Raw genomic sequence first — 7273 nt, forward strand, 5'->3', positions numbered from 1 at the left:
CGAGGGTGGTGTCGAGTGCGGCGCCGAGTCGGGCGACTACTTGGGTGGCGATCAGGGAGTTGCCGCCCAGTGCGAAGAAGTCGTCGTCGAGGCCGACACGGTCGGCGCCCAGGGCTTCGGCGAAGGCGCCGGCCACGATTTCTTGCACCGGTTCCACCGGCGCCCGGAATGTCTTGGTTTCGAACACTGGCTCGGGAAGCGCGCGTCGATCCAGCTTGCCCGAGGGGTTGAGGGGGAACTGGTCGAGCACGACGAACGCTGCGGGCGCCATGTATCCCGGTAGCCGGTGGGTCAGATCGGCGCGCACGGCCTCGATGTCCACCGTGTGGTGTGGGGCCGCGATCAGGTAGGCGACCAACTGGTCACCGAGGTGCTGGTCCGAGCGCAGCACGACCACCGCCTGCGCGATCGACTCCACCGCGGTCAGCGCCGACTCGATCTCGCCCAACTCGATGCGTAGTCCACGCACCTTCACCTGGAAATCGGTGCGACCCAGGTATTCCAGCTCACCGCGTGAGGTCCATGCCACCAGGTCACCGGTGCGATACATGCGCCCGGCATCCCCGAAGGGGTTGGCCACGAACCGCTCGGTGGTCAGATCAGGGCGACCGACATATCCGTGGGCCAACTGCGTGCCCGCCAGGTACAACTCGCCGGCAACTCCCACCGGGACCGGTTGTAGCCGGGTATCCAGGACATACACCTCGGTGTTGAACACCGGGGCGCCGATGGGTACCGATACCGTGTCCTCGTCGGTGACCTCGTGGAAGGTCACATCGACCGCTGCCTCGGTCGGGCCGTAGAGGTTGTGCAACCGTGCTCCGGTCACCGCACGCAACTGTTGCGCGGTCGCGGCGGGCAACGCCTCGCCGGAGGCGAAGACATTGCGTAGTCCGCTGCATTCGGCTGCCCGCTCCTGGGTGATGAACGCCGACAACATCGACGGCACGAAATGTACCGTGGTCACTCGTTCCTGCGCGATGACCTGCGCCAGGTAGGCCGGATCGCGATGACCATCCGGGTGTGCGAGCACCAAACGGGCGCCGACCTGCAATGGCCAGAAGAACTCCCACACCGACACATCGAACGTCGCTGGTGTCTTCTGCAACACCACATCATCAGCGGCCAAACCATACGCGGCATGCATCCACACCAAACGATTCACGATCGCTGCGTGCGAGACCGCGACGCCCTTGGGCCGGCCGGTCGACCCGGAGGTGAAGATCACATACGCGGTGTTCGCCGACCGCAACGGTTTGTGTCGATCCGCATCCGATAGCGGCGCGTCGGACAACTGCGACAGATCGAGCCGATCGATACGCACCTGCCGTGGTCCGGTGACCTCCAAATCGGTACCAGAAGTCAACACACACACCGGTGCTGCGGTATCGAGCACGTACTGGGTGCGGTCGGCGGGATGGTCCAGATCCAACGGAACATACGCCCCACCCGCCGCATGCACCGCATACATACCGACCACCAGATCGACCGAACGACGCATACCGAGCGCGACCGGTGTTTCCGAGCCGACGCCCATCGAAATCAGATGGCGAGCGAGCCGATTCACCCGACCGGCGAATTCGGTGTAGGACAGACTCGTCCCCTCGAAGCTCACCGCCTGCGCATCGGGCGTCTGCACGGCCTGCGCGGCGAAGACCGACGCCAAGGTGGCCGCTGCGTCGTGCGGGTACACGGTGGCATTCCAGTGTTGCAGGATCTGGGCGCGCTCGACGGCATCGAGCAGATCGATATCTCCGATCGGAACCGACGGGTCGGCCCCGGCCGCAGCCAGGAGCCGAACCAAACGGCGGGCGAACCCCATGATGGTATCGGCGTCGAACAAATCTGTCGCATAAGCGAACTCGGCCACCATACCGTCCGGTGCGCCATCGGCATCGAACCGGTCCGCGAGGTTGAGATGCAGGTCGAACTTGGCCGTGACTACATCCAGCGGCATACCGGCCACTTCGAGACCAGGCAGCGCGAACACGGTCTCTCCGGTGTTCTGGAAAGACAACATCACCTGGAACAGCGGATGCCGTGCTTGCGAGCGCGCCGGGTTCAAGATCTCCACCAGTCGCTCGAACGGCAGATCAGCGTTGGTGAAAGCCTCGAGATCAGCATCCCTGGTGTGCGTTACCAAGTCGGTGAACGGCATTGTCGGATCGACCGCACTGCGCAGGACGAGCGTATTGACGAACATGCCGATTGCGTCGTCGAGGACCGCCTCGCCGCGGCCGGCGACCGCGGTGCCGATGGCAATATCGTCACTGCCGGTCAGTCTGGCCAGCAGCGCCGCGAATGCTGCATGCACCACCATGAACAGGCTGGCGTTGTTCGCACGGGCCAGGGCGGTGAGATCGTGCAGCAGTGGCGCCTCCAGCGAGAACGCGTATACCCCGCCGCGGTGGGACGCGACGGCCGGACGCGAGCGGTCCGATGGCACATCGAGCTCATCCGGCAGGCCGGACAGGGTGTGTGACCAGAAAGCGATCTGGTGGGCGATCATCGAGTCCGGATCGCTCTCCGAGCCCAGTGATTCGCGCTGCCACAGCGCGTAGTCGGCGTATTGCACCGGCAGCGGAGCCCACACCGGGGCCTCACCGCGCGCGCGAGCCGAGTAGGCCGCCATCACGTCACGTGCCAGCGGACGCACCGACCAGCCATCACCGGAAATGTGATGCACGACGAACACCAGCACGTCAGTCCGGGGCTGCGAGCCGTCCGTCGCGCCCGCAATGCGCAACAATTGAGCCCGCACCGGCACATCGGTGGTGACGTCGAAGCCGGTCAGCACGACCTCACGAATCCGATCCTGAACCTCGTCCTCGCTCACCTCGACCGGAGTGAGGTCGATGGCGCTCTGGCCGACGGGCAACACCACCTGGATCCCGTGGCCGTCGGTGGTCTCCGGATAGACCGTGCGCAGCACTTCATGCCGGTCGAGCACATCGGCGACGGCTCGACGAAGCGCCTCGACATCCAACGCTCCGGTGAGCCTTACCACGAATGGAATGTTGTGCACCGCGGTCTGGTTGTCGAACCGGTTGAGGAACCACATTCGCTGCTGCGCCAGTGACAGCGGAATCTGGTCTGGGCGCGGACCGGACACGAGTTCGCGACGACGACCGGAGCCCCGATGCGCTTCCAACCGAGCGGCCAACCCGGCCACAGTCGAGACCTCGAACAGGATGCGCACGGCAACCTTGGTGTCCAGTGCGGCGCCGAGTCGGGCGACCACCTGAGTAGCGATCAGCGAGTTGCCACCCAGGTCGAAGAAATCGTCGTCCAGCCCGACCACGCGGCCGGAGTCGGGTACCGCCAGGTCGAGCACTTCCGCGAAGGTGTCGGCCACGACTTCTTCGACCGGAGTGGACGGCGGGCGGAATGCCTTCGCCTCGAACACCGGCTCGGGCAATGCGCGTCGATCAAGTTTGCCGTTGAGGTTCAACGGCATGGCCTCGAGCACGACGACGGCGGCCGGCACCATATAGGACGGCAACCGCGCGGTCAGGAACGCGCGCACCTGCTCGACATCTATCGACGCGCCGGCCACCGGGACCACGTAACCGACGAGTTGATGGCCGAGGTGCACATCGCTGCGCGCCACGGCGACCGATTGCGCCACGGACTCGTGGGCATCCAGCGCGGTCTCGATTTCGCCTAGTTCGATACGCAATCCGCGCACTTTGACCTGGAAGTCGTTACGCCCCAAATATTCGATAGCGCCAATGGGATCCCGGCTGACCAGGTCACCGGTGCGGTACATCCGTGTTCCGGGCGCACCGAAGGGATTGGCCACGAAGCGATCCGCAGTCAGGTCGGTGCGTCCGAAGTAGCCACGTGCGAGCTGCCCGCCAGCGAGGTACAGCTCGCCGGCGACGTTCGACGGCACCGGGTGCAGGCGAGCGTCCAACACATATGCCTGCGCGTTCCACACCGGCCGACCGATCGGCGCCGCGCCGGTCACACTGTCGGCGACCGGTGCGTGGGTCGCGTGCACCGTGAACTCGGTGGGGCCGTACAAGTTGTGCAGCGCCGCCGAGCTCACCCGCCGGATCGCCTCGACCGCTGCGGCGGTGAGCGCTTCGCCGGCCACGAACAGGATTCGCAGCGATGCGAGCGCATGCGTAGCCGTCGGGTCGATACTGCCGGCGAAGACGGTCAGCATCGACGGCACGAACGAAATCAGGGTGATGCGCTCGGCCGCGATCACCTCGGCGAGGTATTGCGGGTCCCGGTGGCCGTCCGGGCGGGCCACCACGAGTCGACCGCCAGTACTCATAGGAGCGAACAGCTCCCACACCGATACGTCGAACGTCGCCGGCGTCTTCAACAGCACGACGTCGTCGGGGCCGATGGCGTACTCGCCGGTGATCCACCGAATCTGAGCGACGACCGCAGCATGCGACACCGCGACCCCCTTGGGCCGTCCGGTCGAGCCGGAGGTGAAGATCACATACGCGGGGTGTTGTGGGCGTAGTGGCGCGCGGCGCTCGGCATCGGTGATCGGTGTATCCGGGTATCCGGACAGATCCACCTCGTCGATGGACAACACAGCCCGACCCGCGTCATCGAATCCGTCGTGTGTAGTGGTCAACACGCATACCGGATCAGCGGTATCGAGCACATACCGCACCCGCTCGACCGGCTGATCCGGATCCAATGGCACGTAGCCACCACCCGCTGCGTGTACCGCATAGGCGGCGACAACCAGATCCAGCGATCGGCGCATGCCCAATGCGACCAACGTCTCCGGCCCGACACCCGCCTCGATGAGGCGGCGTGCCAGTTGTTGTACACGGGAGGCGAATTCGGCGTAGGTGAGCGTCTTCCCCGAATCCGCGTCGGCCACCGCGACCACGTCCGGGGTGCGCTCGGCCTGCGCGGCGAACCCTGCGACCAGCGTGCTCGTCCGGCCGAGGTCGTGGGCGGTGTCGTTCCACGACCGCAGCACCTGCTCGGCCTCACGCTCATCCAGCAGCTCGACGTCACCGACCGACCGAGCGGGGTCGGCAGCCACAGCCCGAAGCAACCGCTCGAACCGGCGCCCGAACTCTGCCATGGTGTTCAGGTCGAACAAGTCGGTGGCGTAGATCAGCTCGGCGGCAATGCCTCGGGCGCCTGCACCCACACTGTCGCTCACCTCTGCGGGCGGGGCGGTGCGTTCGGCAAGTACCAGGTGCAGGTCGAACTTGGCGACGTCGATGGGAAGGTCGACGCCGCTGACGGTCAGACCGGGTAGTTCCAAGCTGGACTGTCCGGTGTTCTGGAACGCCAACATCACCTGGAACAACGGGTGGCGCGCTTGCGACCGCGCCGGATTCAGGATCTCGACCAAACGCTCGAACGGCAGGTCCGCATGACCGAACGCCGCGATGTCGACCGCGCGCGCGGCCTGAAGTACCCCGGTGAACGGCATATCGCCCTCGATCGGGGTACGCAGCACCAACGTGTTGACGAACATGCCGATCAGGTCGTCGAGCGCACGTTCGCCACGTCCGGCGACCGGGGTACCGATGGCAATATCGTCTTCACCCGACAGCCGGGACAACAACACCGCCAGAGCGGCGTGCACGACCATGAACAGCGTCGCACCCTCAGCGCGGGCGAGTTCGACGAGCCGGGCGTGGGTGCCGGCGTCGATCTCGAATGCGTGTGTGGCGCCACGACCGGAGGCGATCGCCGGCCGGGGCCGATCCGCGGGCAGGTCCAACTGCTCGGGCAATCCGCGCAATTCCTGCGTCCAGAACGAGACCTGTTCGGAGATGACAGTATTCGGGTCGTCTTCGGCGCCGAGCACCCGGCGCTGCCACAGCGCGAAGTCCGCGTACTGGACCTCCAAAGGATGCCAGCCGGGTTCGCCGCCGTCGACGCGGGCGCCGTAGGCGGTCATCACGTCACGGGTGAGCGGTCCCATGGAGAAGCCGTCCGCCGAGATGTGATGGACCACCAAGGCCAGCACGTGTTCGGTCGGGCTGATCTCGAACAATACTGCTCGGAAGGGCGCCTCTGCCGTCACGTCGAAGGCCGTTCGGATCACCAGAGAAAGCTGCTCGGGCAGGTCGGCTTCGGTGACCTCGACCGGCGTGAGGTCTGGAATGACCTGCGCGGTAGGCACGATCTGCTGGTAGCCGACGCCGTTGACGTCGGGATAGTAGGTGCGCAGTGATTCGTGCCTGGCCAGTACATCGGCAACCGCGACTTGTAATGCCTGGCGGTCGAGTAGGCCGGACAGCCGCACGGCGGCCGGCATATTGTCCGTCGTCGAGTCGGGGTCGAATCGGTTGAGGAACCACATCCGCTGCTGCGCCAGCGACAACGGGACCAGCTCGGGCCGCTGCTGAGGCGCCAGCATCGCCCGTGCGCCTGCACCTGCCTTGGACTCCGCGCGAACCGCCAGTGCTGCGACTGTGGGGGCGTCGAACAGTTCGCGGACGCCGAGGTCGGTGTCGAGGGTGGTGGACAGTCGCGCGGTGACCTGGGTGGCGGTGAGGGAGTTGCCGCCCAGGGCGAAGAAGTCGTCGTCGAGACCGACGCGGGGCAGGCCGAGGACCTCGGCGAAGGTGGCAGCGACGATTTCCTCGACCGGTGTGGTGGGGGCACGCAAGACGGTGGCCCGGGGTGCGGGTGCGGGCAGGCCGGTGCGGTCGAGTTTGCCGGAGGCGTTGAGGGGCAAGCGGTCGAGGACGACGAAGGTGGTGGGCAGCATGTAGGCCGGCAGGGTGCGGGCCAGGCTGCCACGGACCCGATCGATATCCACACCGGCATCGCTATCGATATCCACATCGGCGTCGCTATCGGTGCCGGTGGTGGTGGTGGTGGGTGTGGTGACGAGGTAGGCGACCAGGTGTGGCGCGGTGGCGTGGTCCTCACGCACCACCACCGCGGCCTGGGAGATGGCTGGTAGCGCGGTCAATGCGGATTCGATTTCACCCAACTCGATACGCAGACCACGGATCTTCACTTGGAAATCACTGCGACCCAGATACTGCAACTGCCCCGCAGCGGTCCAGGCGACCACGTCACCGGTGCGATACATCCGCGCTCCCGCGGTGAGCGCCCACGGGTTGGCCACGAACCGCTGCGCGGTCAACTCCGCGGCCGTGACATAGCCACGCGCCAACTGCGCACCGGCCAGGTACAATTCGCCGGCCACCCCGACCGGTACCGGACGCAACCGCGAGTCCAGCACATACACCTGGGTGTTGAACACCGGCGCACCGATCGGGACGGACTCGGTATCGTCATCGTCCACTTCGTGGGCGGTGAC

The 7273-nt window shown here is 66.0% G+C and carries 1 protein-coding gene; it reads right to left on the bottom strand.

All coding sequences use genetic code 11. From position 1 onward, the window contains the following. The coding region (locus tag K940_RS29735; protein WP_036529689.1) for a non-ribosomal peptide synthetase at positions 1 to 7273 on the bottom strand (7273 nt) is incomplete at both ends.

Origin of the sequence: Nocardia sp. CNY236, assembly GCF_000482385.1 — a bacterium.
In the GTDB taxonomy this organism is placed as follows: Bacteria; Actinomycetota; Actinomycetes; order Mycobacteriales; family Mycobacteriaceae; genus Nocardia.